This is a genomic window from Corynebacterium sp. HMSC065H09, from assembly GCF_001812845.1.
Lineage (GTDB): Bacteria > Actinomycetota > Actinomycetes > Mycobacteriales > Mycobacteriaceae > Corynebacterium > Corynebacterium jeikeium_D.
Window position 1 is genome coordinate 1 of the sequence record NZ_KV810582.1, and the last position, 26,357, is coordinate 26,357.

A 26,357-nucleotide genomic window follows, 5' to 3' on the forward strand; every position below is an offset into this window, starting at 1 on the left:
ACGCCGAGCGGACACACTTTTTGCTACTTAACCCCCGGTTGGGGTGGGCTAGTGCCGGTTGGGTGGGTTGGCCTCGTCGGGGCCAGCTCAATCACTTATCGATGAGGTATCCACTTGTCGATGAGCTATAGCGCGCGCACAAGTGAACAGCGCATCGATAAGTGATTGATGCAAGGAGAAATCGGTGAATGGTGCATCGATAGGTGCCGGGAAAGCATCGATAAGTGGCAGAAAAGCATCGATAAGTGCGCCAAACTTGGCCGGCATGCCAGGTCAGCATGGCAGGCCGGCATACCAGGTCAGCATGCCAGGCCAGCGGGGGAAGACAACAAAAATCCCGCGAGCCTCATGCGTTTCATGTGCTCCTACGGGAACCGAGGATCCAAAAGCAGAGGCTGCGGGATGTGAGTCGTTTGGGCAGCGCCGCAAGCGCCACAAGCTAACGTGCGCCACAAGCTAACGTGCGCAACAAGCTAACGTGCGCGTCGAGCCAAACGCTCCGTATCGGAGATGAGCACGGACTTGCCCTCAAGGCGAATCCAGCCGCGGTGGGCGAACTCTGCCAGAGCCTTGTTAACGGTCTCTCGGGAGGCGCCGACGAGCTGTGCGATTTCCTCCTGAGTCAGGTCGTGGTTCACACGGAGAGCAGAACCTTCCTGAACGCCGAAGCGATTAGCCAGCTGAAGCAGGGACTTAGCAACGCGACCAGGGACGTCGGTGAAGATGAGATCGGCCAGCGAATTATTGGTGCGGCGTAGACGGCGGGCCAGCATGCGCAGCAGCTGAGCTGGAACATCCGGGTGCGACCCAACCCATTCCTGCAGCTGATCGGCACTCATGGACGCGGCGGAAACCTCAGTGACGCAGACCGCCGAAGAGGTGCGCGGGCCCGGGTCGAAGATGGAGAGCTCGCCGAACATGTCGGACGGGCCCATGATGGTCAACAGGTTTTCACGACCGTCGGCTGAGCGACGAGCCAGCTTCACCTTGCCATCAATAATGATGTAGAGCCGATCGCCCGGCTCACCCTCATTGAAGATGGTGGTTCCACGCGGGAAGCGAACCGTCTCGAGCTCGCCGAGCAAGGCCTGCACAGCCTCCTGGTCGACTCCCTGAAATACACCGGCCCGGGAGAGAATCTCCTTGACGTCATCCACGGTAAAATTCTCCTGTCTTTGGCCACTAACCACCGTAAATACAGGCCAGCAGCCGCCAAATTAGCACTCGACTACAGATTGCAGTGGCCAAACAGGAAGAGAAACTGCCCCGTCCCACTAGTCCCACTACTTTCGGTCTTTCCCGGTAACGCCGCTGCCAGCTTTCAAGGCAGGTTCATCCCTGGGCGAATTTCACGACAAATCGCCACTACAGATGCATCCCAAAACTACGCCGTCACCAAGATGTGATAAACACCACTGTAGCAAAAGAGCCACTGCGCCTGTGGGGAATTCTGGTGAAAAGCCGCTGAACTGTGTATTTATAACTAATAATTCGCTAACGGTGTTGCAAGATGTGGTGGGGCATGACTTCTTTGGTTTTTGACCGAATATGCCCGAGCTGCTACCGGTTCCATCCGCATCCCGGACGAATCTAAAGATTCGGCCCGCGAAAGGTGCGCACGCGAATTGCAATCCGGGGTAGCCGATACACTACGACCATGGATACGACTGGCAAGGCATCGTCGTTAAGCACGCACCAGATAAACAAACCCCAACCCACGCACCCGCAGGGATCCCTGACGTCGAAGAAGCGTCGGGCGGTGGGGGCGCATCCGGCGGCGCGAGGGAAGGAGACGCGCCTGGGCATGGTGCGGCGTGCGCGGCGGATTAACCGCACGCTGGCGGTGGCGTACCCGAATGCGCACTGTGAACTGGACTTTCGTAATCCGTATGAGCTTGCGGTGGCGACGATTCTGTCGGCGCAGTGTACGGACGTGCGGGTGAATATGACCACGCCGGCGCTGTTCGCTAGGTACCCCAGCCCAGCCGATTTGGCGGTTGCGAACCAGGAAGAGGTCGAGGAGCTCGTTCGGCCGACGGGTTTCTACAGGAATAAGGCTGCGAACATCATCGGTTTTGCGCAGGGGGTGATGGAGCAGCACGGCGGCGAGGTGCCGGGCACGTTGGAGGAGCTTGTGAAGCTGCCGGGCGTGGGGCGAAAGACGGCAAACGTGGTGCTGGGGAATGCTTTTGGGGTGCCGGGTTTGACGGTCGATACGCATTTTGGGCGTCTGGTGCGGCGCATGGGCCTCACAGAGCAGGAAGATCCGGTGCGCGTTGAGCACGAGATGATGGACGTGCTACCGCGCGCGGAGTGGACGTGGTTTTCGCACCGGCTGATTTTCCACGGTCGCCGGGTGTGCCATTCGCGCCGGGCGGCGTGCGGGGCGTGCTTCTTGGCGGCGGATTGCCCGTCGTATGGCGTCGAGGGTCCGGCGGAGCCGGAGACTGCGGAGAAGTTGATTAAGTCAGACGACAGGGAATGGCTTCTCTACCTGGCCGGTCTTAATGACGGCTACAGTGGGGAGAAACTTTCCGCGCTTGACGACGGGGATAGCGCGCGCAACACCACAGCGACACAGGACTAGTCGAGGAGCACTTTTCGTGAATGAGCAGGGCGGTCATAGTCACAATGGTGGCCACTATGAGGATCGGCAGGCGGACGTTAACCGTTCGGCATCGCTGATTACGCTGCTCATCGCGGGAGTTAGCATTGTGGGTCTGGTGATTTTCGCGATTGTGAATACCACTAGTGGCAATGACGAGACCGATGGTGGTGGGACCGGATCTGGTGTGAGTGTCGGTGCGGATGGCGCTGGCAGTGATGGCGATGGCCGTGATGGTGAAGTGGATGGTGCGTCGGCAGCGCCAGCGATGTCGAAGGATGAGATCGCGGCGGTAGCGGGTAGTGGCTCACTGACCGGTGTGCGCTTGCCGCTGTTGGCGGAGTCGGGAGACTCGGCAGGCCAGGACAACGAGGCTGGGCAAGTGGAACTGGTGGACATGGGGCAGGTCGTCGAGGGCAAGCCGACAGTGCTTAATGTCTGGGCGTGGAACTGTGCGCCGTGTCGCCAAGAGCTACCGCTTATTGAGCAATGGGCCAAGGACAATCCGGACGTGCAGGTGGCGACGGTGCATGCGGCTCGTGAGGCGGGGCGTGGCCAGGCCTTCCTGCAGGAAATCGGAGTGAAGCTACCGACCTACTCGGACACGGTCGACGTGGTCGGACCAGCGTTGAATCTACCGCGAGTTGTGCCCATCACCGTGGTGTTTAAGGCAGATGGCACGGTGGCGACCATTCATCCTGGTGAATTCACCGATGCGCAGCAGATTACGGATCTCGTGCGAGGTGCATTGAAGTGACTCAGGGACAGTCGTGGAATCGTGACGCAAGCTCGGGGCTGTATCTGCCGAAATGGTTGACCAATAGTTTGCCGCCGCACCTGGTCAGCGCTGATCACGACGCGGCAGGTCACGCCAGCAGCGCCAGCCACGCCACAACAGGCCACTCGGAGCAGCAGGTGGCCGGTCGCTCCGCTTCGTCGTCAAGCGTGAAGCGTGCGTTTGCGAAGTTGCGGCGAGACTCCTCGACGCAGGAGAAACCGTTGCGGAATCCGGCGCGGTCGGCGGTGTTGGTGCTGATCAGCGGTGATGCGGAGGCGCACCAACGGCCGGAGGATGCCAGCGTGGTGCTTACACACAGGGCGACAACCCTGCGTAAGCATGCAGGCCAGATGGCTTTTCCGGGCGGTCGTGTCGATCCCGAGGACGTGGATGAAATCGATACCGCGCTGCGTGAAGCCGAGGAAGAAACCGGCCTGAACCGAGAGACGGTGACACCGGTGCGGGTGCTGGACTCGATTGACATTTCGCGGACTGGCTTCGCGGTGAATCCGGTGTTGGCGTATTGGCATGCACCGCATCCGCTGCGTGTGGTCGACCCTGCAGAGACGGAATCGGTGCTCAATGTGCCAATTAGCCACCTGACGAATCCGGACAACCGCATGATGCTGGGCTATCACGGCTGGACAGGACCGGCATTTAAGGTTGGTGACTTCGTCGTTTGGGGCTTTACCGGCGGCGTGCTGTCCTACTTGCTAGACGTGGCCGGCTGGTCAGAACCGTGGGACGACACCAACGTGCAGAAACTTTTGCCAGTGCTCGCGCGTTCCGCTAATGGTGAAAAACTGTCCGTACTGAAGGGAGGCCGACGATGATGCCTGCAATCGCTGTGTTTGACGTTGCGCTGCTGGCGATTTTCATTTTCACGCTTATCGTCGGCTGGCAGCAGGGCGCCGTCTCGTCGATTATGGCCATTTTGGGCGTTGTCCTGGGCTTGGTCATTGGTGTGCCCTTGGCGCCGCTAGCTATGGCGCAGGTCGAGAACCAGTCGGGAAAGGTTCTCTTGGGCCTCGGCACGGTGATTCTGTTGGCGTTGATTGGTCATGCGGTGGGAACAGTGGCAGGGCAGTCGCTGCGGAATACCATTCGCTCGCCGTTGGCCGTCGGCCTGGATTCGAGCCTCGGTGCCATCGTGCAGTCCGTGACTGCGCTGGTAGTGACATGGATGATCGCCGTACCCCTGGCCACCGCCGTGCCCGGGCAGTTCGCCGACTGGGTACGTGAGTCCAAGGGCATGAACCTCATTGACCAGGTCGCGCCCGACGAATGGAGCGACGGCTTCAGTGGCATCCTCCGTCAGCTTCGCGATGATGGAATGCCCGCCATCGCTCCGCCATTCGGCTACAAGCAGAACGTCCCCGATGAACCCGCCGACCCCAATGTGATTTCACAGGGTGTCGTCGACAGTATTCGACCGTCCATCGTCCGCGTCTTGGGCGAGGCCCCGCAGTGCGAACGCTTGCTGCAGGGCACGGGCTTTGTCATCGCGCCGGATCTGATTCTGACCAACGCGCACGTGGTTGCCGGTGCCACCACTGTTCGACTGGAAACCGTGGTCGGCATGGCTGACGCGAACGTCGTGCACTACGATCCGCTTGACGACGTCGCCCTGCTCCGAACCACCGACCTACCTCTGGAGCCCATGCAGTGGGCAGATCAGGAAGCTCGTCCGGGCGATGACGCGGTAGTGCTGGGCTTTCCCGAGTCCGGGCCCTTTAAGGCCACACCTGCGCGCGTGACGGAGAACATCATTATTCGAGGCCCGGATATTTATTCGTCGACTCGGCACGAGCGTCAGTCCTATGTTCTGAAGGCGGATGTGCGCCACGGCAACTCGGGCGGCCCACTGATTACGCCGCAGGGCCAGATCCTGGGCTTGGTCTTCGGTGCCGGTGTGAACAATGACCAGACTGGTTACGCGCTGACGCACGCCGAGGTCCAGCCACACATCGATGAGGCGATGAATAACTACGGGGCCATCGGCACGCAGCAGTGCGTGGCGGGGTAAGCGGAAAGTTGTGTGTCTGTGGACAGGTCAGCCCCAGCCGCAACCGCAGGAGAGTTCCGGCTAGCTTCAGCCGAGCCTGAGTCTAAGACCCCTCCGGCAACCAGTGCAGGTGATCCCTGATTGCCTGCACCACAGCCTGAGGTTTCTCTGCCGGCAGGAAGTGCCCACAATCCGGCACAACGCGCACGTGACTCGAGCTGAGCTCCACTAGCGCACGTGGGGTACGAGTGTCCTGCTCGCCGACGAGCAGCACCGTGTGCTCATCGCTTTTCGACGAGCCCTCCACCGCACTCAACCACTTGCGGAAAGCGGCCGGAGCCGGTCGCGTCCACCAATTCATGTGAGCCAGTGCAGGGCGGAGTGCCCCACTGGCCAGGCTGTCAGCCATGAGTTCCGCGGTCTGTTTTCCCTCGGGGGTCTCGGCAAACCCTTGCCCGGTGGTGGACATGGACTCGCGCACGATGCGGTCAATAAGCCGCTGCTGGCGAGCCTCAGCCGCCTGCGTGCTGAACTTATTGCGACGCAACTGCGGTACCCGTGGCCGCGAGTCCCACCACGAACGGCGCAGCAGAGGAGCCAGGCTACTGCGGAAGTCCTCCGACCACGGGCTCTTCAACTGGTTCAGCCACACTTTCGGATGTGCAGCACCACAACCAATAATTCCGGAGACAAGATTGGGCTGCCGCGAAGCCAACGTCCACGCCACCCAGGTGCCGAACCCCTGACAGACCAGCAGCGCGGTCGAATGCCCCAACGAGCGAATCGATGAGGCGATGTCCTGGGCCGCCTCAAACGGATCGTAGCCTTGCGGTGTTCGGTCGGACTGACCGTAGCCACGCATAGAAATAGCCACAGCGTGCACGGGGAGGGGATCGCCCGAGTCGTCGTTAAGCAGCGGCAAAACCTCGCGCCATTCAAACCAACCGCCAGTCGAGCCGTGAATAAACAACACGAGCGGATCGGAGGGGCGGCCGCACTCGGCGATGTGTAGGCGCTGGCCGCGGACGTGAATGAGACGATGACGCCAGGGGCCAGTGAGAGAATCGCGGAGGGAGGTCATGAGGGGAAAATACCTTATCCGAAGGGCTTAAACCGGGACTGAATAAGACAAAAGGGCGAGACCAACAAAGTCCCGCCCAATTTCTTTCAAGCCTTTAGGTGTACATACCGTTCGACTGCGAAGACTTCTTCGCCGACCCCGACGGCACGACCCCCTTCAGCTCCTGCATCGACTCGATGGTCTTCTCCGGCTTGCGGATCGACTTGACCTTCTTCAGACCCAGCAGTGCTGCAACACCGGCGATGACCAGCATCAGAACGAAAACGATGAGGAACGCAGCCCAGGTTGGCAGCCAAACATCCAGCAGCCAGCCGAGGAAGAAGAAAAAGAAGAACGAGGAGTACAGTGCGACGACGCCGGCAACCGCGAAGAAGCCACCGCCAACTGCGCCCTTCTTAGCCTCGCCAGCAATTTCGGCCTTGGCCAGCTCAATCTCAGAGCGAACCAGAGCGGAAATCTGCGAAGAAGCATTAGACACGAGCTGGCCGACGCTAGCATCACCCGATGCGTTGCTATCCACATCACTCAGCGGGATAGCGGTAACACGCGGTTCGGTGCCGTCGGTAAAGAGACCCTTCGTATCGTCGTTGCTCACGTGTACTTCCTCCTACGCAGATGGTTGGAAAAGATGGTTTGAAACTTTAAAACTGCAGTTACAAACTGCCATACTACCTCTGATTGTGGGTAGGGCGCGCCATAAGGGCGAAAAAGCCAAGAACTCGTTGAAGTTTTTCTCATCTTTGACCATTTCTATATAAGTTTGTCACTTACTTAGCGGTGAAGAATTAGGGTGTGGGATATGAACAATCAGCCTGAGAACGTGCGTGGAGCCGATGGAGTTGGTGCCGGTGTCGGAAAGGGTGACGGCAATGGCGCCGGTGTCGGAAAGGGTGGCCTAGCTGGCATGAGCCTGGGTGTGTCCTCCGTGTCGGCGAAGAAGCGCGCAGAGCGTGAGGCAGCGCAGGCGAAGGCATCTGAATCGGGTGCCGGTCGCGCTGACAGTGCTCCCGCCGCTGCTATTCCGCAGCTTGACCCCAAGGACCCCCTCGCGCCCCTGTGGCAGCTCGACGGCGTTGCACACGCGGCTGATGTCGCGGCCAAGGCCATCCAGTCCGTCCATAGGCACAAAGCCAACCTGCGCAAGCACAACGTCACCGGCTCCGAGTCGGTCCTGCGTGGCGCTCGGGCATCGGCGTGGCTAGAAGGCGGCGAGCCATCGCTTCCCGACGACGGCAACATCACCGATCCCGTACTCGCAGCAGCCCTGCGGGTTGCCGACACCATTTCCCCGGAGTCAATTGGTGAGACCACCCGCGTGTGGCAGCGCGCTCCGCAGCAGGTGCTGGCCAAGTTTGCGTTGAACGCATCGCCCGCAGGTGAAACTGAAGACGGTTCCGAGGCGCGGATGAAGGCCGGCCGTCCGGTCGGTGATGACAAGCTCTCGTCCGCGATGAAGGAGCAGCGTCTGCACGTGCTCGGTGACTTCATCACTGGCCGCAGCCAGATTCATGCTGGTGTGCTCTCGGCGATTGTGCACGGTGAGCTGCTGACTCTGCGCCCCTTCGAGTATCACAACGGCATCATCGCCCGCGCCGCCTCGCGACTGACAACTGTCGCAACCGGCCTGGATCCGCGTGGCTTGGCCGTGCCCGAGGTCTACTGGACTCGCCACCGCCAGGAGTATGTCGAGGCCGCAGAGGGGTTTGCGTCGGGAAGCGCCGATGGCCTGCGTGCGTGGATTCTCCTGCACCTGGAGGGGCTGAAGGCCGGTGCCGTGGAAGCGCGCGGTATCGCCGAAGCGGTGTAGGCGGGCCGGCTGCCGGATGGTGGGTTAGTCGGCCTTTGACTCGTCGTCGTTGTTGCGCAGTGCCAACAGCGTCGCACCCGCGCCAAGCGCCAGTGTGACGCCGGCAAGAATTGCAGCATTGCGTTTCGACGGCGCGCGAAACAGCGGGACGGGATTCCGGAATTGGCGCACAGGCCACTCACGTTCCGTCGCAATCTTGCGCAGGGCGCGATCGGGATTGACCACAACGGGATGGCCGACTGCAGACAGCATGGGCTCATCAGTGATGGAATCCGAGTACGCAAAGCATTCGGCCAGGTCGAACTGGCGCTTTTCCGCTATCCGACGCATCTGCACGGCCTTGTTTTCGCCTCGGCAGAAGAACTCCGTTTCACCCGTGAAGAGCCCATCGCGGACCTCCAGCTCGGTGGCCACCACGTTGTAGACACCGAGCGCCTGCGCAATGGGCTCAACAATCTGCCGAGCCGATGCCGAGATAATGAACACCTGATGCCCCTGTGCGCGGTGTTCACGAATGAGCTCCAATGCCTCGGCGTAGATGTACGGCGTGATGTTCTGCTCTAGGGTTTCGATGGCGACCTGGCGCAGCTCCCTGGCGCTGTGACCAGCGATAAGGGCGGAAAACTGCTCGCGGGTGGCCTCCATTTGCGCCTCATCGTGTCCCTGCGACATGTATAGGGCATGGCTGAGCGCCATTTGCAGCATGTCTGTCGGCGAAATGATGCCGCGCTCGAGGAATTGCTTGTTGAACGCATATGCCGAGCTCTTGGCAATAATGGTTTTATCCAGGTCAAAGAACGCAGCGACGCGAGAGTCAGCGGTGGCGTGGAGGCCTGCAGCGATTTGGGCATCTTTAGAGCTGCTCGTGTCCGTAGAAGCGCGCGGCTGCGGCGTTGTTGAAGCCTTGTTCTCGCCGGTGTTCATAGACTCCGAGCTTACCCATGGATGTCGGGCACGGGGAGAGCATTATGAGTGTTTAACTGCTGGGTGGGGGATTGGGGCGATTGGGCCGGTGGCGGTCGTGGGGGCTTGGCGGCGATTGGGGCGCGGCATTTCCTGGGCGCGATTAATCGAGGAAACGTGACATCGAACATATTGGGCATTAAATCCTTTGTAAGGTATTTGCAGATTCCTCGGGATATGTAATACTTGGACGTGGCTGGCCCCTTCTTGTTCTTTTTAGAAACAGACTGCGAGGCCGCCCCGGCTCAATCCCCCCCCCCGAGCCGGTTAAAGACGCCTCGCGCCAATCCCCCCCCCGGCGCGGGGCGTCGCCCCTTTTTGGCCCAATGTTGAGGGGTACGTAGTAAAAATTGCGGGCTGCAAATGTGAAACTGTATGAGTTTATGACACTTTCAAGTCATTTTTCGTGCCATTTTTGTCATAAACACAGTCACTAACTCGCATCGACCCAACGCCACCTGACATAAACGCAGTCACTAACTTGCATTGGCCAGGCCGCGCAGTAGTCATGCCGCGCAGTAGCCATAAGGCAAAGGCGACATGGCGTTCTGCAGTTATCCACAGTCTGAAAATTATCCACAGACAGCGAGGTTTTGGCCCCTTGCGGGCATCATTGAATCCGCCCTGTAGTGCACGCTATGGCCATGGCGATCAAGAAACTGTCCATGGCTCAGCGAACCGAGGCTCCAACAAATCCAGTAGTCAACGCCGTCGATGATGAAGCGCTGCGTGAAGAGGTTGCGCTCATAGTCGCTGCTACCGGTCGTGACTGTGTGCAGGAGACCGTGCCACCTGTGGCTGCAGCGTCAGTGGCCGCACAAACATTTGCTTCGCCGCCAGCATCACTATCATCATCAGCCCCAGAGCCTTCCCCATCGTCAGTATCGACAGGAGCGGGAGTTTCATCGGCCCTGTGGCGTCGGGCACCAGCGGTGTTCGTCGATGCACCGGCAGCCCGAAGATTAGCCGGACGGCCTCATAGTGAGGGAGCGATCTTTCTGGTCCGCAGTGATACTGAGGCGGAAGATGCGCAGGTAGCGGAGGTTTTAGCTCCTGTTTACAGCGCCAGTTTGCCCGCGGACAACGTCGATATTGTCGAGCTGCTCGGCCGTGGCGACGTACGCCCGGATGCTCCGAAGCCCTCCGATTGCCAAAACCGCTCGAACCACCTGAACCACCATCAGAACCCAGCGTCACCTGCCTTCGCAGACGTGATTACAGCACCGGGTACAGAACCCGTACCGAACGTGCCGGCAACTACAACCGATTCCACGGCAACGTGCCTGATGTTGGTTCCTGCGGTCGGCGGTGCCGGGGCTTCCATTGCCGCGGCGGCGAGTGCATTGGTTCTTTCCCGCGAAAGGCCCATCTGTTTGGTGGACGCGGACGCATTGGCAGGAGGCATTGATCTGGTGCTCGGGATGGAAACGGAACCGGGACTGAGGTGGCAGGACTTCTCGGCTGCTGATGGCCGTCTCGACGGGGCGGCACTCTACGAAGCACTGCCATCCTGCCCACGATCACCCGCTCTGAAAGTGTTGACGTGGACTCGCAGTCGCACGCCCGAGACGACTTACAACCACGCCTCTGCGAACAACAAATTCGACAGCACCGACAGAACCGACAGGCCCGACGATGTCCGGCACATTGCCAGCACCATTAGTTGCCTTATTCATGCCGGAATTACGGTCATCGTGGACTGCCCGAAGCAGGTGGAGTACGTCACCACTCTCGGCGCGCTTGCCGATGACACCGTCATAGTCCTGCCCACCTCCGTTCGAGCCATCGCAGCCGCTGGGCACTTGGCGAGCATCTGTGCACAGGCGGGGTTCACCCCAAATCTTGCAGTGAGGTACCAGCAGCACCGCGATATCAGTGTCGAAGAGGTGGAATACGCTCTCGACCTGCCTATTGTTGGTGAGATTGAGTACTGCAAGAAGGTAGCTCACGAGATAGATGTGGGCGGGCTCGCTGGAACCGTCGGCAAGCTGACGCGGGGATTGGAAGCGATGTTTGCCCTTGTCGGCGGTGGTGGCGATGGATGACGTCAGGCTGTTGGCGGCGGTGCGGACGGCGCTTGCGGAGCGGCCTGGGGTGGCATCGCATAGCGAGGTCGCCGACATCATTCGCGCAGAGACCTCGGGGGTTGTCTCCGATGTGAAGGTGCTGGAGATTCTACGCACGATTCGCGAGGAAACAGTGGGCGCGGGTGTGTTGGATGCGCTGTTGCGACGCCCGGGTGTCAGCGATGTGCTGGTCACCGCGCCGGGCGAGGTCTGGGTCGACGCCGGCAACGGACTGGAGCGCGCCGAGATTTCCTTCGCGGACGAGGGCGAGGTGCGCGCGTATGCGGTGCGGCTCGCGTCGCGGTGTGGACGAAGGCTTGACGACGCGCAACCCTGGGCAGACGGCCATATTCCTGGTGGTGTCGGCGGCTGTGGTGTGCGAGTTCATGCGGTGCTTTCCCCACCGTCGGCGACCGGCACTCAGATTAGCCTGCGGGTGCTGCGTCCGGCTCGTCGCGGACTTGCGGAGCTATGCGATGTCGGGCTATTTCCACCGAAAATTCTGCCGGTGTTGCGGGGAATCGTGGCGAGACAGCTGTCGTTTATTGTCGCCGGTGGCACGGGTGCGGGAAAGACCACGCTATTGGCGGCGATGCTCTCAGAAGTTAATCCTGACCAGCGCATTGTGTGTATCGAGGACACTCCGGAGCTGCAGCCTCAGCATCCGCATGTGGTGAAGCTGGTGACCAGGGCCGCCAACCTGGAGGGCGCCGGTGCGATTGGGCAGCAGGAGTTGCTGAAGCAGGCGTTGCGCATGCGTCCCGACCGCATTGTCGTCGGGGAGATTCGAGGCGCCGAAGTGGTGGATCTGCTGGCAGCGTTGAATACGGGGCATCGCGGTGGGGCGGGGACAATTCACGCCAACCGCATTGGGGATGTCGTGGCGCGCTTTGAGACCTTGGGGCTGATCGGTGGCCTTGGTCGCGCCGGGCTGCATGCGCAGTTGGTCTCGGCGGTGCAGGTGGTGTTGGTGGTCGAACGCGCTGATGTTCGCAGGCTGGCACAGATCGGGCTGCTACGCGGTAACCCACCGGAGGTGGTGGAGGTCTGGACTGCTCGGGATGGGCCTGGGCCGGGTTGGGAAGCGTTGCAGAAGTTGCTGGTCGGCGGGGAATAACCGGTGGAATACCCGATGGAATGACTAGAGGAAAAGTCAGGGGATTAGACGGGGAGATTAACAGCTATGGGGGAAGGGTTTAGCGTGGCGATGCTCATTGGGGGAGCGGCTGCGGCGGTCGCTATCTGGCCGGACAGCTCGGCGGCGGTGCGCTCGCGAGCACTGGCAGGCCGTGGCCGCGAGGTGTCCGGCGGGCTGAAGTGGTTGCAGCGCATGGTTGGACTTGGTGCTGGTTCCACGGGGTCGAGTGCAGTAAGCACTGGCAGTGCGAATCGAACTGCAGGACTATCAATCCTCATCGTTGCAGGCCCAGCACTCGTGTTGCTGTGGCTCGCCGGGATTCCAGGTGTCATAGCCGGGCTGTTGCTGGGTCGCACCGCAGGGGCAGTAGTGCGCGCTGTGGGGGAGAGGCGCTGTGAACGTCGGGAAGCGGACAGCGCTGCGGTAGTGCTGGAGACCTTGACCGCGCAGTTGCGCGCAGGAGCGGCGGCTTCACGAGCGCTCAACGCGGCAGCAGCGGAATTGCGCAGGTCAGGGGATGAGACTGTGTTGGCTGATCATCTCGCGCACGCGGCGCATCGCGCGAACTTCGCCGACCCGTGGGAGGGCGAAGAATCTTCGGAGCAACTGCGCCGGATTGGGCGTATGTGGACGGTGGCGCAGCAACACGGTCTGAGTTTGGCTGGGTTGCTGGACTGCGCGCGGGGTGATTTGCAGGCTCGTCAGGCGCATCGATCACAGACGTCTGCCGCGCTGGCGGGGCCACGCATGACGATCGCCATCTTGGCTTCACTGCCGGTGTTCGGTTTGGTCATGGGGCAAGCGTTCGGGGCTTCCCCATTCGAGTTCCTCAGTCGCGGCATCGGAGGAATTGTGCTGGTCATCGGTGTCGGGCTGGTGTGCGCGGGCATCGAATGGGCGGTCGTCATCATCGATCGTGCGGAGGCCGGACAATGATTGCCGCCGCACTTCTCATCGCCGTCTACCTCTGCTTGCCGACGTTCAATCCCGTCCGCAGCCGACTGCCCGAATTGGTAGCCGAGTCGGATGCTCGTGTGCGAGGAGGCCTACGTCGACAGGTGACCAATCGGGTGGCGCAGATTGCCGCACAGGTGCGGGAACGTGTGCGAACTGTCATTGGCGGTGAGCGCATCAGCCCGGCTGTGCTGCTCGATGCCGCAGCGGCCCTCGACATCATTGGCGCTTGTTTGAGCTCCGGTATGCCGTTGTCGCAGGCCATGGCAGCAGCTGCCGATGGTGCAAACCCTGAGCTGGCCGAGCCACTTCGACAGTGCTCCGCCAGGTTGTCCGTGGGCGCGCACTCCACTTGGGAAAGCCTTGCTGCCACAACCGGGCTCGTGCCCCTGGCGACAGCTGGGCGCCGTGCAGCCGAATCCGGCACCGTTCTGGCGCAGGCGTTGGAGGACACCGCTGCCACGTACCGCAGTCAAGCGCACGATGCGGCGCAAGCCGTCGCCGAAAAGGCTGGTGTCCTCATTGCCGGGCCGCTGGCGTTGTGCTTTCTACCCGCGTTTGTGGTGCTGGGTTTGGTGCCCACCATCGCTGGGCTTGCCGACGAAATGTTTGCAGGACTGATGCCGTCATGAAGCGTGGGCACTTCTGCGCCAAGCCCCGCGCGCTGGCACGCGCCGGATGCGGTACTGGTTGTTTTCTCGGTTGCGTACTCGCTTGCGCGCGCGGGCCGCCTGCCGCGCTGCAATCCAAACATGCATCAACGCGCGTCAATGCACATCACATCTCACAACTGACCTGTCACTCGACATCCACACAGGGGAAAACACTCATGACCACTCAAAACTCCAACCATCCGACCAACCTTCCAACCAACTCTTCAACCAATCCGCTGACCGCTGCGCAGTCCCAGCTGCGCTCGTATTTGCACAAGCGTCTGCACGCTCTGGCAACTGAGGAAAACGGCATGTCAACCGTGGAATATGCTCTCGGAACTATTGCGGCCGCCGCTTTCGGAGCCCTGCTCTACACCGTCGTGACCGGCGGCGATATCACCCAGGCGCTCACCGACATCATCGAAAGGGCGCTCAACACCGATGTCTAGCCGCATCCGCTCTACGCTTCATCGCCTGTGCGTCGGCGACGAAGGCCAAACGACGGTAGAAACCGCTTTCGGTCTCGCGGCGCTGGTCACGGTCATGGTCACGGCTCTGTCCGGGCTGGTCACCATCGCAATGTACCTAGGGCTTACCGACGCAGCCGGAGCCATCGCACGGGCTGAGGCGCGGGGCGATGCGGAGACAGTAGCCGAGCTTCGCGCAGACGCGGATGGGCAGGTCGCGATATCGGAAACCTCCGGTACCGTGCGCGTGACCATTCGGCGCTCAGCGGGGCCATTTTCGCTGGAAGCACGCGCGGTCGCACTGCGGGAAAGAGCGGCATCGTCATGAGAAACGTGACAGCCCGCCTTCTCCGCGAAGAAGAAGGTTCCACCACAGTCGCAGCTGCACTGTTCATCGCCGCTTTCGTCGTTCTGACTTTGGTTGGAGTTACAGCCGGGGTGAGGGTGGTGCAGGCTCGGCAGGCAGCGGTAGCAGCGGACCTGGCCGCGGTGGCCGGCGCCGTGGCAGCGCAAGAGAGCGACGACGCCTGCAAAGCTGCGGGGTCAATCGCAAAAGCTAACCACGCACGCCTTGTGACCTGTGAGATTGATGGGGAGGACGTGCAGGTCAGCGTCCAACGAAAGGAGAGAAAAGCCACGTCCAGAGCAGGGCCGGTAGCGGTGGAGGATGCTGCTACTGGCCGTCGTTAAGCGCGCGCGATACCCCACTGAGCACCTTGATTGCACCGGCCTTGTCCAACGGATCGTTGCCATTGCCGCACTTGGGCGACTGGATGCACGATGGGCAGCCGGATTCGCACTCGCAGGCGGCGACGGCATCGCGGGTCGCGCGAATCCACTGAGCGAAGGCCTCGTAGCCACGGTCGGCAAACCCCGCACCACCAGGGTGCCCGTCGTACACAAAAACGGTGGGCTGCTGGGTATCGGCGTGCATGACCGTGGAAACACCGCCGATGTCCCAGCGGTCGCAGGTGGCAATCAGAGGCAGCATGCCGATAGCCGCGTGCTCGGCTGCGTGAAGAGCCCCCGGCGCGATGTCGGAGCCCACACCCCAGGAGCGCAGGGTGGACTCGGGCATTGTGTAGGCCACGGCACGCGTGACCAAACGCTGTGGAGGGTAGTCAAGTTCAACACTGTCGAGAATCTCGCCGGTATCCAGGCGGCGAAGATAGGAGGTGACCTGGTGAAAGACCTCGACCTGGCAGGAGGCGACCTGTAAGCCCTGGTAGTGGCGCATATCGTCAACGTCCAGAATGCGGATGGTGGTGTCCATGCGCGAGCTGGTGGAATAGCGTGGCTGCTCGGGGTGGACCAGGGCTACGAGGCTGTCGAAGTCCAGCTGGTCGACAAGGTAGGACTCGCCGCGGTGCAAGTAGACGGCACCGTCGTGGACCTGCTGCATCGCACGGCCAAGATCGATGGTGCCAAGCAGTCGGCCATCGGTCTGGTCGACGATAGCCACTTCCTGACCATCGCCGCCACGGACGTTCACGGCATCGTGGGCAGTGGCAATGCGCGGTCCCTCATCGCGGTCGGTCGGGTAGTAGACGGGTTCTTGTCCTTCCCAGGTGCGCTTGCGCAACCAGCCTGCGGCCACCATGTCTTCGGCTACGGGCATGGTTCCCCACGCTTGAAGCTGGCTGGTGGTGACGGGTTTCTCCACAGCCGCGCAGTAGAGGTGTGACCACACCACATGTGGGTTGCGGGGATCGAAGACGGTCTTTTCCACCGGCCTGCCCAGCAGTGCGGACGGGTTGTGGACCAAGTACGTGTCCATGGGGTCATCGCGAGCCACCAACACCACCAGTGCGCCCTGACCACGACGGCCCGCGCGGCCGGCTTGCTGCCAGAATGAAGCGACCGTGCCCGGGAAACCGGCCTGCACCACCGCGTCGAGGCCACCGACGTCAATGCCCAGCTCCAATGCATTGGTGGTGGCCACACCTAGCAGAGTGCCGTCATCGAGCATGCGCTCGATGTCGCGGCGCTCTTCGGCCAGGTAGCCGGCGCGGTAAGACTCGATGCGCTCAGCGATATCGCTGCGGCGACGCTTCTCCAGGCGCTCGCGCACGCCGAGCGCTACCTTCTCAGCACTGCTTCGCGAACGGGTGAAGGTCAGGGTGCGGGCGCCCTCGACAAGCAGGTCGGCCATGATATCCGCGGCCTCGGTCGGGGCGGGGCGGCGCACGGGTGCGCCGTTCTCGCCTTGGAGGTCGGGGAGTAGGCCGGGTTCCCACAGGGCGATAGTTCGCTCGCCGACCGGGGCGCCGTCTTCGGTGACGGCCTCGACAGGCTCGCCGATGAGGCGACGAGCCTGGTCAGCGGGGTCGTTGGTCGTCGCAGAGGCAAAAATCACGGTCGGCGAGGCGCCGTACTCGCGGGATAGCCGCAGGAGGCGACGCAGAATCTGAGAGACGTTGGCGCCGAACACGCCTCGATAGGCATGGCATTCGTCGACGACGATATAGCGCAGGTTGCGCAGCATCCGCGTCCACCGAACATGGTTGCCGAGCACCGAAACATGCAGCATATCGGGGTTGGTAAACACCCAGCGGGCATGGTCGCGGATGGCGCGCCGGGCGTCTTGCGGGGTGTCGCCGTCGTAAAGCGAAATCAGCGAGCTCAGCGACACCGGCGCCATCGCGCGTGCAGTGTCCAGCTGATCGGCGCCCAGCGCCTTGGTCGGAGAGAGGTACAGCGCGGTGGCCGCGGGGGTGGCGGACAGTTCTGTGAGCACGGGCAGCAGGTAGCCGAGCGATTTACCCGACGCCGTGCCCGTCGCGACGACGCAGTGCACGCCCTCGCGGGCGAGGTTCGCGGTTGTCGCCTGATGAGTCCACAGGTTCTCAATTCCGCGATCTACCAGCACTTCTCTCAGCCAACTTGGCACCCACTCAGGCCAAGGCGCAGTCACGCCAGCGCGTGCAGGAAGATCCGCAATGTGCGTCACCGTCGCCCGCGGATGCGCACGAATAACCGGCCCCAGCAGCTCCCGCCCAAACGATTCCACCGACACCACCCTTTCCTGTAAACGCGCACTTCATATGCTTGACGACGCTTCCTATCAGCCACATTCTCGCTATTCGACACCCCAGTTTCTCCGGACTCCGAACACGGGTTTACGGGGGTGGCAAGAAGCTGTTCCTAATCGGCGCTCGCGCCCCAAACGTGGCAGACTTTTTGAGTGTATCGCCCGCCAACGGGCACCCAGCAAAAACTCGCACGAGGCGAAAGGGTGCTTTGGCCGTGTTTACCCCATCGTGTGTGGCCGGATGTGCGTGGCGAATACTTGTTTTATCGAATCCTGAAGTTGGGAAGTTTTGTAATGGCACAGGGTACTGTGAAGTGGTTCAACTCGGAGAAGGGCTTCGGGTTTATCGCCCCAGCTGACGGTGGCAACGACGTGTTCGTTCACTACTCCGAGATCCAGGGCACTGGTTTCAAGACGCTGGAAGAGAACCAGGCAGTCGAGTTTGAGATTGGTGAGGGCCAGAAGGGTCCGCAGGCTCTGGACGTGAAGCCTCTGTAAGTCAACCGTTTCCGGGGTGAACTGGGCGTTTGTTCAGTTTGGTTCGCGGAATTTTTGGCTTTTCAAGGCCCATGTTGTGTTCATGGGGTAAGCCTTGATTCTCCCACGCGGAAAGTAATTTCTGCGTGGGATTTTTGCATTTCTGGGGGCAGTGGGTCAATCCGAGTTACTGACTACGTTTATGACAAAAATGGCCCGAAAAATGGCTTGAAAGTGTCATAAACTCATACAGTTTCACATTTGCAGCCCGCGATCACGCGGCCGCTGCGGCGGCTGCGCCCGCTGCGGCCTGTTGTGACCAGCCACTGACAGCCACGGGGATGATCATGGCCAGCCGCACAGCAGTCGTCGGGTCGGCAACTGCCGGCCACCGGGGATCCCCCACAGCAGCCCCTTCAGTCACACCCAAAATCCGCCCGATACTTGAGGAATCCACGCGACAAACTAGATTGTGTGTACGGTATTCCTTATATTCTTCATATTCTTTCCAGATAATCTTCCGGGGAGAACGCGGCCGGGAACTGATTTGCACTGATCGGAACCGGTTGGAACCGATTGCGGGCCTCTCACAGCTGAAGCCCAGCCAGAGTCCGGCCAAGAACCCCAAGATTTAAACGAAAACAAGAATCTAAACAGTCAAAAACATTCAACGTTGCAGGATAGAAAAACTTCTATGGCGAATTCAGACGGCCTCAAGCGCCTTGTAATTGTCGAGTCGGCGACGAAAGCTCGCAAGATTCAGCCGTATCTCGGCGATGATTACATCGTGGAGGCGTCGGTGGGCCACATTCGCGACTTGCCCCGTGGCGCAGCCGATGTTCCGGCTCGTTACAAGAAGGAGCCCTGGGCTCGTCTGGGTGTGAATGTCGACAACGGATTCGCTCCGTTGTATGTCGTCAGCGCTGATAAGAAGAAGAAAGTCGCTGACCTGAAGGCCAAGCTCAAGGAAGTCGACGAACTCTATCTCGCAACTGACCCCGACCGTGAGGGCGAGGCTATTGCCTGGCACTTGCTGGAGGTTCTAAAGCCCAAGGTGCCGGTGCGCCGCATGGTGTTCCATGAGATCACCAAGCAGGCCATCTTGGAGGCCGCGGCCAACACTCGTGAGCTGGACCAGAACCTGGTTGATGCCCAGGAAGGTCGCCGTATCCTCGACCGTCTTTACGGCTACGAGGTCTCCCCGGTGCTGTGGAAGAAGGTCATGCCGCGCCTGTCGGCAGGTCGTGTGCAGTCGGTGGCAACGCGGGTCATCGTCGAGCGTGAGCGCGAGCGCATGGCGTTTATCTCCGCTGAGTACTGGGATGTCGCCGCAACTTTGGACACCGGTTCGGCTTCTGCTGATGCCAACCAGCCGAAGGAATTTGTCGCAACCCTGACCAGCGTTGATGGTCAGCGCGTAGCGCAGGGCCGGGACTTCGATGACCGTGGCCAGCTGAAGAAGTCTGAGGGCATTCGGGTCGTCGATAAGCAGCTCGCCGAAACTCTGGCGGCGGACCTCGCGGGCTCTGAGCTCAAGGTCGCGTCGGTGGAGGAGAAGCCGTACACCCGCCGGCCGTACCCGCCGTTTATGACGTCCACGCTGCAGCAGGAGGCGGGCCGAAAGCTGCATTACACCTCTGAGCGCACGATGCGTGTGGCGCAGCGTCTGTACGAAAACGGTCACATTACCTACATGCGTACCGACTCCACGACGCTGTCCAAGGCCGGCATCGACGCCGCGCGTAAGCAGGCGCTGGAGCTCTACGGCTCGGAGTACGTCGCCGATGCGCCGCGCCAGTACTCGCGCAAGGTGAAGAACTCGCAGGAAGCGCACGAGGCAATTCGTCCGGCTGGCGAGACATTCGCAACGCCGGGGCAGCTGGCGGGATCGCTGGATGCTGAGGAATTCAAGCTCTACGAACTGATTTGGCAGCGTACCGTCGCCTCGCAGATGGCCGACGCACGCGGCACGTCCATGAAGGTCACCATCGCTGGCGCCACCGACACGCACGCCGTCGAGTTCGCCTCCACCGGACGCACGATTCGTTTCCCGGGCTTCCTCAAGGCATACGTCGAGGTCTCCGCGCTTTCCGACGGCCGTAAGGTCGCCGACAACGCTGAGAAGCGTCTGCCACAGTTGACGGAAGGCCAGGGCCTGACGGCCACGGACTTCAGTGCCGACAGCCACTCCACCAACCCGCCTGCGCGCTTCACCGAGGCCAGCTTGGTGAAGAAGATGGAGGACCTGGGAATTGGTCGTCCGTCGACATACGCGTCGATTATCAAGACCATTCAGGATCGCGGCTACGTCTACTCCCGCGGCAACGCTCTGGTGCCCTCGTGGGTGGCCTTTGCCGTGGTGGGGCTGATGGAGGAAGCATTCTCCGATTTGGTCAACTACGACTTCACCTCCGAGCTGGAGGATGAGCTCGACGGCATTGCCGCGGGCAACAAGGATCGCACGACCTGGCTGGCCGGTTTCTACTTCGGTGATGACAAGGATCACCGCCACAAGGGAGCCGACGCCATTGCGACCCACGGTGGTCTGAAGAACATCATCGACGTGAACTTGGAATCGATTGATGCTCGGAAGGTCAATTCGCTCCACCTCTTCGACGATGCCGAGGGCAACCCGATCATCGTTCGCGTTGGCCGCTATGGACCGTACCTGGAGCGCACTCGCCCGGGTGCCGGTGACAACGGTGCCGACGAGGTGCAGCGCGCCAACATCCCGGAGGCCATGACTCCGGACGAGCTGGACCTGGCCGCCGCCGAGAAGCTGCTGGCCATGCCGCAGGGTGGCCGTGAACTGGGCATTAACCCGGCCAATGGTCGCATGATTGTCGCTCGCGATGGCCGCTACGGCCCCTACGTCACCGAGCTGGTCACCGATGAAGAGCGCGAAGGTGTCGTAGCCAAGGCTGAGGAGATCATCGCAGCTGAGCGCGCCGAAGAGGACGCTCAGCGCGCTGCCGAGGGCAAGCGAAAGAAGAACTGGGAAACCAAGACCGCTGCCAAGCAGAAGGAAAAGCGCACCGCGGAAATCATCGAGGAAACTCTGAAGCCGAAGACGGCCTCGCTGTTTTCCTCCATGGAGCCGTCGACTGTCACGTTGGAAGAGGCTCTGAAGCTGATGAGCCTGCCGCGTGAGGTCGGTGTCGACCCGGTCGATAACGAGGTTATTACTGCTCAGAATGGTCGTTACGGTCCGTACCTGAAGAAGGGCACGGACTCGCGTTCACTTGCTAACGAAGAGCAGATTTTCACCGTGACATTGCACGAGGCGCGTCGTATCTACGCTGAGCCGAAGCGCCGCGGTCGCGCTGCTGCGAAGCCGCCGCTGAAGCAGCTGGGCGACAACGATGTCTCCGGTCGCCCGATGTCGGTGAAAGATGGACGCTTCGGTCCGTACGTCACCGATGGCGTCACCAATGCTTCGCTGCGCAAGGGGGATACGCCTGAGACTCTGACCGATGCCCGCGCCTGCGAGCTGCTGTCTGAGCGCCGCGCGAAGGAAGCCGCCGATGGTGGCACTAAGAAGGCTGCGAAGAAGTCGACTCGCAAGACCACGAAGAAGGCTGCGAAGAAGACCACCAGGAAGGCAGTCAAGCGCACCACCAAGCGAGTGGTGAAGGCAACGCGTAAGGGCAAGTAGCGCATTGACCGTTAGCCGCGGCAGGGGCGAAATGGGTGCAGAGCACTTAAGCGCCCGCCACACCTGGCGTGTCCGCCGCACCCGGCGCCTCCTGCGGAGTTGGCTTGGGGCCTCCCACTCCGGCCACCTCCGCCCGCATCGTCGGCCCGTACGACAGCCGGCGATGCACCTTCTCAAACGGCCCCTGCATGCCGCGACGCTCCATCGCCCACGCGGCCAACAGGGTCACCAACCAGACGCCTACAGCGATGAGGGTTTGCACGAACGCGCCCATGTTGCGCGGGATGTTCAGAGTAAACGGGTACACCAGCACAAAGAAGATCACCGACTGCATCAGGTAGCCCGTCATCGAACGCTTGCCGAGCGCCACAATCGGCACCAGCCAACCAGGCACAGCGGCGCCCTCGTTCAGGCGTCGTTGGAGCGGCTGCAGCGCCAACGCCAGCCCGGCTAGGATGCCAGGACCGGCGAACACTCCGGCAAAGTTATTAATTACCAAGAAGGCCATGTGCTGTCCGGCTGGAAGAACTCCAATCGCTGCCAACCCCATAGGGATTCCGACACCGAAGGCGACAATCACGGCCACCACGAGCCACCGAATAAGCAGGGGACGGTGCGCGTCAACGTCGTCAAGCACGCCCTTGCGAGCCCACACGAAGCCGATCATCATCACCGGCAGGTAGAGGAACAGCTGCAGTGGCAGGGTAGTGATGCTCATTGTCAGGACCTGGAGGTTCGCGGCGAGCATATCCAGGTAACTCGTTTCAATTGCACCGCCGTTGACGAACTCGCTCATGTCGGAGCCGACGAACTCGGCGTCGGGCATCGCAATTACGAATCCCAAAAACAGCAGGCTCAGTGCAGCGTTGATCGTCAGCGCAATCCACGCGAGAATCGTCAGCACCTTGTTGCTAAGCCCCATAAGCAGCCCCAGGATGATGCCGCAGATGCCGTAGAGAAACATGATGTCGCCAAAGAACAGAAACAGCATGTGCGCGATGCCGAACAGCCCCAGGAACGCATATCGCTTTACGACGACCACTCGCGCCCGCGACCGTGGAAAGTTTCTCCTGGCCAAACTGCGGACGATGAGTCCCACACCGAAGCCGAGCAGCGTTGCGAACATCGGCAGCCCGCGATTGTGTGCGGTCACAGCGGTAAAAAGCACGGTGGCTTTGTCGGCGATGCTGTCGTTTATGACGCCGCCGAAGAATGCTCCGGGCAGCTCGGGGCTTGCAACCAGCCAGGCAGTGGCAATGTTCGCGATAGCGATGCCGAGAAGAGCGAATCCGCGCGCAGCGTCGGGGACGAGCATGCGAGGTCTGGGGTTGGTGCTAGAGCTGGAGCGGCTGTCAGTCATTCCTCCAACGTAAAGGATTTGTGGGAGGGTACGCAGGTTGGCGAGACCGACGAGTCCGCTGCCCCCTAGGCCTCGTCGGCAAGCGTCGGGCGCACCGGGCGCGCAAGCTGCGTCATGTGCGTACGGCCGCGCAGCTCCACAGACTTCAGAGTGGTCCAGCGAGCCTGCTCGTCCTCGTTGGCCAGGCGGATAGTGGAAGCTGTAGCGAGCACGCGGCCCGGGGTGTCCTTAGCCAACTCAGTCAGACGGGCAGCCTGGTTAACCGCGTCACCAATAACCGTGTATTCAAAACGGTCACGAGCACCGATGTGGCCGGCGACGACATGACCGGCGGAGACGCCAATGCCAGCGCTGAGTTGGAGATCGAGCAGTTCCTCGCGCAGTTCACGGGCTGCGGTGAGGGCGTGACCAGCCGTGTCGTCGAGGGGCAGGGGAGCGCCGAAGACAGCCAGAGCTGCGTCACCCTGGAACTTGTTGATAATGCCCTTATTGCGGTGCACACAGTCAACAACGTGGTCGAAGAAGGCGTTGAGTTCGCGGACAACGACCTCTGGCGAGTTCTTCTCCGCGAAGTTGGTTGAACCAATCACGTCCACGAATAGCACTGCGACGAGGCGATTCTCGCCGCCTAGAGTCGGCTTTTCTTCCAGGGCCTTACGAGCGACTTCAGAGCCGACGTAACGGCCGAAGAGGTCACGCACCCGCTGACGCTCCTGCAGGCCGCGCATCATTTCATTGAAGCCTGCCTGGAGAACGCCCATCTCGGAGCCGTCGTAAATAGGCACGCGCGTATCCACCTGGCCCTGGCGGACCTTGTTAATTGCGCCCGTGAGATCCCGAATCGGGTCAACGATGGACATGCTGGCCAGCATCGTGCCGAAATAGCCGGTAATCAGAGCCAGAATTGCCAGCGCGGTGATGGTGGGCAGCAAATCTGCCGCATCATCTGTGAATAGGCCACGGCGCTGACCAATCAGCACAAGCAGGATTGCCACCACTGGAACACCACTGGTCAACACCCATGTCTGGCGCAGGCGGTGACCAATCGGTGGCTCCAGCGAGGAATCCGGAGCCCTACGCGCCAGCGCCTCCACAGCAACCGGACGCACCATGCGCTCCGCAATCAGATAGGTCAACAGCGCCACCATTGCGCCACCGAGTACCGAGGTGAGCAGCACCATCATGCCAATCTTGCTGTCATAGGCGAACGCGACTCCGCTGAAGACAATCACGCCCAAAGACCAGATGACGGTACCCAAAAGTGCCTGGTAGACGGGCACGCGCATGACCAGATATCGCACCCGCCGCGGATCGTGCATATCCGGATGACGCTGCCACTTCACCAGCGGTTTGAACAGGATCCAGGTAGTGCCGATACCCGCGATAATCGCCAGAACCAGGTACCCAGCCAGGGCATAAATGACACCATTAGCCAACCGTGGCAAGTGAGTTTCTTGGTTCAGTGGCAACAGCATGCCGAGGAACAAGCCGACAATCATGGCTCCGACAAGGTTGCAGACGAAGATAAATGAGGCATAAGCAGGCCACATTGTCCCGCTTAGCCATTTCAGATTTCGCCAGAGCCGTTGCATGACTACTACCTTAGTGGCAACCCCGGATTGCAGGGAGTAGTTACCTCACAAGAGTCTTGTGGGGCGCGCTAGAGTTGTGGCCATGACAGAGCCCATGACAGAGCGCAGCGTGTTTTCTCGTATGCCCGAAACCGGTGGGGTTCGCCAGCGACTGCAGGCTGCTGTGCGCGCTGCGCATTATCGCTTTGCCAATGGTCAACCGCTGGCAGGCGATGGGGCGGAGGTTTCGCCGGAAGGTGGGGACGCGGGGTCGTCGTTAAGCGATGTGCCACGCGACTCGGACATGACGCACGCCTGGCTGTTCACTGGCCCTGCGGGGTCGGGGCGGTCGGTGACGGCGACGGCGTTTGCGGCGGCACTGCTGTGCACGCGGCATGACAACCCCGGATGCGGCGAGTGCGAGGGCTGCCGGACGGCGCTGGCGGGAACGCATGGCGACATCAAAATCGTGCGCCCGGAGGGAACCATTATCTCGGTGGCGACGGTGAGGGACGAGCTGCGGCCCTGGGCTTACAAGATGCCCACGACGGCGGATTGCCGCGTGCTGATCATCGAAGACGCCGACCGGCTCAACGAATCCGCCTCAAATGCGCTGCTCAAGGTGGTGGAAGAGCCGCCTCTGCGCACCGTCATCATCATGTGCGCACCAACGACGAACGCGGAGGATTTCTCCGTTACGCTCCGTTCGCGCTGCCGCCATGTCTATGTGCCGACGCCGCATATCGACGACGTCACAAACCTCCTGCGCGCCGAGCGGCCAGAGCTTACCGACGAGCAAGCGATCTGGGCCGCGACAGTGTCCAATGGTCACATTGGGCGTGCGCGTGGCTTTGTCTCCGATGAGGGCTCGCGTGCTTGGCGGGGTAAGGCCCTGGATTTCGTGGAGGCTGTGTTCGATCCGGCGAAGTCGTACGTGGCGGCGCGTGAGCTGGCCAACGAAGTAGCAGGCGAGGTCAAGCGGCGGATGGAGCCACTAGAGGCTGAGGAGCTGGAGAACCTCGAGCGCTCACTGGGCGTAGGTGCGTCCGGCAAGGGTGCGCAGGCGGCACTGCGCGGCTCTAAGGGGGTTATCAAGGAGCTGGAGGAAAATCAGAAGCGGCGGCGCAGGCGCGCGGAGTCAGATCTGATCGACCTGTCGTTGACCGACATTATGGGGCTTTACCGTGACGCCCTGGTGCTGGCGTTTGGGGCGGAACGTTCTGGGCCGGCTTCTGGCGCTGATTCCGAGTTTGGGGATGGCTCCGTCTACCTCATAAATCCAGACCGTCGTCGGACAGCCACGGAGCTAGCCCGACGCCTTCCGCCAGAGGCGATATTGGCCTCCATTGATGCTGTCACCGAGGTGCGCGGCATGCTCGTGACTGCAGTGAAGTTGACGGTCTTGATGGATGAATTGATGGCTAAATTGCAGATTGCAGGGCAGGTTGGCCGCAGGTAATCCGGGAGAAGCTCCCAATTTAGCGGCCTGTAGGCTCCATTTTGGTAGCGATGGGGGCAGTGCAGTAGTATTACCGCTTGTACATTTTGTGCAGGGTTATTTCTGCTTGCTTGAAAGCTCGGCGCAATGTGCGTGCCGCCTTAGCTCAGTCGGTAGAGCGTCTCACTCGTAATGAGAAGGTCGCGAGTTCGATTCTCGCAGGCGGCTCGGTGTGAAACGGGATCCTTTTAAAGGGGTCCCGTTTTTTATTTTTTGGGTTAAGTAAAGAAAAGTGTGTCTTTTCCGGG

23 protein-coding genes and 1 tRNA gene are annotated in these 26,357 nt (G+C 61.1%); 16 read left to right on the forward strand and 8 right to left on the reverse strand.

Annotated features, from left to right (window positions below):
- Positions 1-473: 473 nt before the first annotated feature.
- Positions 474-1,157 (reverse strand): CRP-like cAMP-activated global transcriptional regulator GlxR, encoded by a 684-nt coding sequence (gene glxR, locus HMPREF2878_RS03275; protein ID WP_005511668.1) that lies wholly within the window; start codon positions 1,155-1,157, stop codon positions 474-476.
- Positions 1,158-1,657: 500 nt separating this feature from the next.
- Here glxR and nth point away from each other — a divergent pair, with 500 nt between their 5' ends.
- From nth to HMPREF2878_RS03295, 4 genes are read left to right on the forward strand one after another with little or no spacing between them, the layout of a single operon-like run.
- A complete protein-coding gene (gene nth / locus HMPREF2878_RS03280) occupies positions 1,658-2,587 on the forward strand; it encodes an endonuclease III (protein ID WP_370449823.1) in 930 nt (309 codons plus the stop codon).
- Between the two features lie 16 nt (positions 2,588-2,603).
- Positions 2,604-3,362: a TlpA family protein disulfide reductase gene (locus HMPREF2878_RS03285; RefSeq protein ID WP_070652843.1), complete on the forward strand. Its 759-nt coding sequence runs from the start codon at positions 2,604-2,606 to the stop codon at positions 3,360-3,362.
- Complete coding sequence (locus HMPREF2878_RS03290; protein ID WP_016421925.1) at positions 3,359-4,216, forward strand: NUDIX hydrolase; 858 nt, start codon at positions 3,359-3,361, stop codon at positions 4,214-4,216. Before HMPREF2878_RS03285 ends, HMPREF2878_RS03290 begins: the two co-directional genes overlap by 4 nt.
- Positions 4,213-5,409 carry a MarP family serine protease gene (locus HMPREF2878_RS03295; RefSeq protein ID WP_070652844.1) on the forward strand — a complete coding sequence of 399 codons (1,197 nt, stop codon included), beginning with the start codon at positions 4,213-4,215 and terminating at the stop codon, positions 5,407-5,409. Before HMPREF2878_RS03290 ends, HMPREF2878_RS03295 begins: the two co-directional genes overlap by 4 nt.
- A gap of 82 nt (positions 5,410-5,491) precedes the next feature.
- Here the strand turns inward: HMPREF2878_RS03295 and HMPREF2878_RS03300 are convergent, their stop codons facing one another.
- On the reverse strand, positions 5,492-6,469 hold the full coding sequence (locus HMPREF2878_RS03300) for an alpha/beta fold hydrolase (protein WP_070606858.1): 978 nt from the start codon (positions 6,467-6,469) through the stop codon (positions 5,492-5,494).
- 94 nt (positions 6,470-6,563) lie between these two features.
- Positions 6,564-7,064, reverse strand: a complete 501-nt coding sequence (locus tag HMPREF2878_RS03305) for a phage holin family protein (RefSeq protein WP_016421928.1) — start codon at positions 7,062-7,064, stop codon at positions 6,564-6,566.
- Between the two features lie 204 nt (positions 7,065-7,268).
- Between HMPREF2878_RS03305 and HMPREF2878_RS03310 the strand changes: the two genes are divergently transcribed.
- Positions 7,269-8,276 (forward strand): Fic family protein, encoded by a 1,008-nt coding sequence (locus tag HMPREF2878_RS03310; protein WP_083310812.1) that lies wholly within the window; start codon positions 7,269-7,271, stop codon positions 8,274-8,276.
- A gap of 24 nt (positions 8,277-8,300) precedes the next feature.
- Here HMPREF2878_RS03310 and HMPREF2878_RS03315 read toward each other — a convergent pair whose 3' ends face one another.
- Positions 8,301-9,200 (reverse strand): HAD family hydrolase, encoded by a 900-nt coding sequence (locus HMPREF2878_RS03315; protein WP_083304440.1) that lies wholly within the window; start codon positions 9,198-9,200, stop codon positions 8,301-8,303.
- A gap of 683 nt (positions 9,201-9,883) precedes the next feature.
- On the opposite strand from HMPREF2878_RS03315, the gene HMPREF2878_RS03320 reads away from it, so the two are divergent.
- The 7 genes from HMPREF2878_RS03320 (at position 9,884) to HMPREF2878_RS03350 (ending at position 15,207) form a co-directional block, all read left to right on the forward strand.
- Complete coding sequence (locus tag HMPREF2878_RS03320) at positions 9,884-11,284, forward strand: CpaE-like family protein (RefSeq protein ID WP_246821905.1); 1,401 nt, start codon at positions 9,884-9,886, stop codon at positions 11,282-11,284.
- A complete protein-coding gene (locus HMPREF2878_RS03325) occupies positions 11,277-12,422 on the forward strand; it encodes a TadA family conjugal transfer-associated ATPase (RefSeq protein ID WP_016421932.1) in 1,146 nt (381 codons plus the stop codon). The genes HMPREF2878_RS03320 and HMPREF2878_RS03325 overlap by 8 nt, the downstream gene beginning before the upstream one ends.
- 66 nt (positions 12,423-12,488) lie before the next feature.
- Positions 12,489-13,379: a type II secretion system F family protein gene (locus tag HMPREF2878_RS03330; protein WP_070652846.1), complete on the forward strand. Its 891-nt coding sequence runs from the start codon at positions 12,489-12,491 to the stop codon at positions 13,377-13,379.
- Entirely contained in the window at positions 13,376-14,029 is a 654-nt protein-coding gene (locus HMPREF2878_RS03335) for a type II secretion system F family protein (RefSeq protein WP_070652847.1), read from the forward strand. The genes HMPREF2878_RS03330 and HMPREF2878_RS03335 overlap by 4 nt, the downstream gene beginning before the upstream one ends.
- A gap of 197 nt (positions 14,030-14,226) precedes the next feature.
- Positions 14,227-14,499, forward strand: coding sequence for a DUF4244 domain-containing protein (locus HMPREF2878_RS03340; RefSeq protein ID WP_016421935.1), 273 nt, complete (start codon positions 14,227-14,229; stop codon positions 14,497-14,499).
- Complete coding sequence (locus HMPREF2878_RS03345) at positions 14,492-14,845, forward strand: TadE family type IV pilus minor pilin (protein WP_053092999.1); 354 nt, start codon at positions 14,492-14,494, stop codon at positions 14,843-14,845. Before HMPREF2878_RS03340 ends, HMPREF2878_RS03345 begins: the two co-directional genes overlap by 8 nt.
- Positions 14,842-15,207: an Rv3654c family TadE-like protein gene (locus HMPREF2878_RS03350; RefSeq protein ID WP_070603587.1), complete on the forward strand. Its 366-nt coding sequence runs from the start codon at positions 14,842-14,844 to the stop codon at positions 15,205-15,207. The genes HMPREF2878_RS03345 and HMPREF2878_RS03350 overlap by 4 nt, the downstream gene beginning before the upstream one ends.
- On the opposite strand, the gene HMPREF2878_RS03355 is transcribed toward HMPREF2878_RS03350, so the two are convergent.
- A complete protein-coding gene (locus HMPREF2878_RS03355) occupies positions 15,191-17,527 on the reverse strand; it encodes a DEAD/DEAH box helicase (protein ID WP_070652848.1) in 2,337 nt (778 codons plus the stop codon). The two genes, HMPREF2878_RS03350 and HMPREF2878_RS03355, sit on opposite strands and share 17 nt — an antisense overlap.
- Before the next feature lie 315 nt (positions 17,528-17,842).
- Between HMPREF2878_RS03355 and HMPREF2878_RS03360 the strand changes: the two genes are divergently transcribed.
- Positions 17,843-18,046: a cold-shock protein gene (locus HMPREF2878_RS03360; protein WP_005511370.1), complete on the forward strand. Its 204-nt coding sequence runs from the start codon at positions 17,843-17,845 to the stop codon at positions 18,044-18,046.
- Positions 18,047-18,299: 253 nt separating this feature from the next.
- On the opposite strand, the gene HMPREF2878_RS11380 is transcribed toward HMPREF2878_RS03360, so the two are convergent.
- Positions 18,300-18,449 carry a hypothetical protein gene (locus tag HMPREF2878_RS11380; RefSeq protein WP_168162081.1) on the reverse strand — a complete coding sequence of 50 codons (150 nt, stop codon included), beginning with the start codon at positions 18,447-18,449 and terminating at the stop codon, positions 18,300-18,302.
- 270 nt (positions 18,450-18,719) lie between these two features.
- On the opposite strand from HMPREF2878_RS11380, the gene topA reads away from it, so the two are divergent.
- A complete protein-coding gene (gene topA / locus HMPREF2878_RS03365) occupies positions 18,720-21,680 on the forward strand; it encodes a type I DNA topoisomerase (RefSeq protein WP_070652849.1) in 2,961 nt (986 codons plus the stop codon).
- A gap of 46 nt (positions 21,681-21,726) precedes the next feature.
- Here the strand turns inward: topA and HMPREF2878_RS03370 are convergent, their stop codons facing one another.
- Together HMPREF2878_RS03370 and HMPREF2878_RS03375 are read right to left on the reverse strand one after the other, a co-directional pair.
- Entirely contained in the window at positions 21,727-23,040 is a 1,314-nt protein-coding gene (locus HMPREF2878_RS03370; RefSeq protein ID WP_371326177.1) for a DUF418 domain-containing protein, read from the reverse strand.
- A gap of 65 nt (positions 23,041-23,105) precedes the next feature.
- Entirely contained in the window at positions 23,106-24,632 is a 1,527-nt protein-coding gene (locus tag HMPREF2878_RS03375; RefSeq protein WP_180950665.1) for an adenylate/guanylate cyclase domain-containing protein, read from the reverse strand.
- A gap of 82 nt (positions 24,633-24,714) precedes the next feature.
- Here HMPREF2878_RS03375 and HMPREF2878_RS03380 point away from each other — a divergent pair, with 82 nt between their 5' ends.
- Positions 24,715-26,070 carry a DNA polymerase III subunit delta' gene (locus HMPREF2878_RS03380; protein WP_070652851.1) on the forward strand — a complete coding sequence of 452 codons (1,356 nt, stop codon included), beginning with the start codon at positions 24,715-24,717 and terminating at the stop codon, positions 26,068-26,070.
- A gap of 134 nt (positions 26,071-26,204) precedes the next feature.
- A tRNA-Thr gene (locus tag HMPREF2878_RS03385) sits at positions 26,205-26,277 on the forward strand.
- Positions 26,278-26,357 lie beyond the last annotated feature (80 nt).

What these genes read in the sequence shown, in the direction of transcription:
- HMPREF2878_RS03320 (WP_246821905.1), top strand. Translation starts at nt 9,884, where the DNA reads ATGGCGATCAAGAAACTGTCCATGGCTCAGCGAACCGAGGCTCCAACA.
- HMPREF2878_RS03315 (WP_083304440.1), bottom strand. Translation starts at nt 9,200, where the DNA reads ATGAACACCGGCGAGAACAAGGCTTCAACAACGCCGCAGCCGCGCGCT.
- HMPREF2878_RS03350 (WP_070603587.1), top strand. Translation starts at nt 14,842, where the DNA reads ATGAGAAACGTGACAGCCCGCCTTCTCCGCGAAGAAGAAGGTTCCACC.
- HMPREF2878_RS03380 (WP_070652851.1), top strand. Translation starts at nt 24,715, where the DNA reads ATGACAGAGCCCATGACAGAGCGCAGCGTGTTTTCTCGTATGCCCGAA.
- nth (WP_370449823.1), top strand. Translation starts at nt 1,658, where the DNA reads ATGGATACGACTGGCAAGGCATCGTCGTTAAGCACGCACCAGATAAAC.
- HMPREF2878_RS03345 (WP_053092999.1), top strand. Translation starts at nt 14,492, where the DNA reads ATGTCTAGCCGCATCCGCTCTACGCTTCATCGCCTGTGCGTCGGCGAC.
- HMPREF2878_RS03310 (WP_083310812.1), top strand. Translation starts at nt 7,269, where the DNA reads ATGAACAATCAGCCTGAGAACGTGCGTGGAGCCGATGGAGTTGGTGCC.
- HMPREF2878_RS03370 (WP_371326177.1), bottom strand. Translation starts at nt 23,040, where the DNA reads ATGACTGACAGCCGCTCCAGCTCTAGCACCAACCCCAGACCTCGCATG.
- HMPREF2878_RS03335 (WP_070652847.1), top strand. Translation starts at nt 13,376, where the DNA reads ATGATTGCCGCCGCACTTCTCATCGCCGTCTACCTCTGCTTGCCGACG.
- HMPREF2878_RS03295 (WP_070652844.1), top strand. Translation starts at nt 4,213, where the DNA reads ATGATGCCTGCAATCGCTGTGTTTGACGTTGCGCTGCTGGCGATTTTC.
- HMPREF2878_RS03330 (WP_070652846.1), top strand. Translation starts at nt 12,489, where the DNA reads ATGGGGGAAGGGTTTAGCGTGGCGATGCTCATTGGGGGAGCGGCTGCG.
- HMPREF2878_RS03360 (WP_005511370.1), top strand. Translation starts at nt 17,843, where the DNA reads ATGGCACAGGGTACTGTGAAGTGGTTCAACTCGGAGAAGGGCTTCGGG.
- topA (WP_070652849.1), top strand. Translation starts at nt 18,720, where the DNA reads ATGGCGAATTCAGACGGCCTCAAGCGCCTTGTAATTGTCGAGTCGGCG.
- HMPREF2878_RS03300 (WP_070606858.1), bottom strand. Translation starts at nt 6,469, where the DNA reads ATGACCTCCCTCCGCGATTCTCTCACTGGCCCCTGGCGTCATCGTCTC.
- HMPREF2878_RS03325 (WP_016421932.1), top strand. Translation starts at nt 11,277, where the DNA reads ATGGATGACGTCAGGCTGTTGGCGGCGGTGCGGACGGCGCTTGCGGAG.
- HMPREF2878_RS03375 (WP_180950665.1), bottom strand. Translation starts at nt 24,632, where the DNA reads ATGCAACGGCTCTGGCGAAATCTGAAATGGCTAAGCGGGACAATGTGG.
- HMPREF2878_RS03340 (WP_016421935.1), top strand. Translation starts at nt 14,227, where the DNA reads ATGACCACTCAAAACTCCAACCATCCGACCAACCTTCCAACCAACTCT.